This window comes from Flammeovirga aprica JL-4 (assembly GCF_012844305.1).
Taxonomy (GTDB): Bacteria; Bacteroidota; Bacteroidia; order Cytophagales; family Flammeovirgaceae; genus Flammeovirga; species Flammeovirga aprica.
In genome coordinates this window covers 1-629 of the sequence record NZ_JABANE010000384.1, presented here as the reverse complement: position 1 = coordinate 629, position 629 = coordinate 1, and the positions used below count along the sequence as shown (strand labels likewise).

The following is a 629-nucleotide window of genomic DNA, read 5'->3' as shown; positions in this document are numbered from 1 at the left end:
GCTTCACTATCAAAAATTCCTACAGGCATACTTTTCCATGTCACATCCCTAGCCCAAATACTTCCAACTTGTAAACCTTTAGGCACAGATCGTATGTTATTGCATTCATCAAGTTTCAATATTCCTATTGGTACTTGATTAAGAGAAGAAGGTAACCCTGTAAGTCTAGAACAGCCGGTCAAATCAAGTCCCCATAATCTCTTGATATTGCCCATAGATGAGGGTAATTTAAAAAGGTTTTTACAATACCTAAGGTTTAAATCATCTAACAAAGGAAGATTGCCCAATCCTTCAGGTAAATGTTTTCCAGTACTATTGTTAAGTGTTAATCCTTTTAAACTTTTTATTGTATCTAAGTATTTAAAACTTTTTAATGAAACTTTTAGATACTTAATTTGAAAGGTTCCAATATCAGAAGGTAACTCTTCAATAGGATTTAAATGTAAATAAAGTAGAGAGTCAAAGTTATAAAGGATCGAGGGGAAACCTTCTACTTTACTTTCTTCTAGATATAAACCTGTTATTGGTAAATTTTCAATACCTTCAGGAAGTTGGCTTACTTCCGTAGAGGATATATCTAATATGTTTAGTTTATGACATTTTGTAATAAAAGAGGGTATTTCCTTAAT

At 31.8% G+C, this 629-nt stretch carries 1 protein-coding gene; it reads right to left on the bottom strand.

The genetic code is table 11. The features are described 5' to 3' along the window. The coding region (locus HHU12_RS34500) for a leucine-rich repeat domain-containing protein (RefSeq protein ID WP_394353232.1) at nucleotides 1–629 on the bottom strand (629 nt) is incomplete at both ends.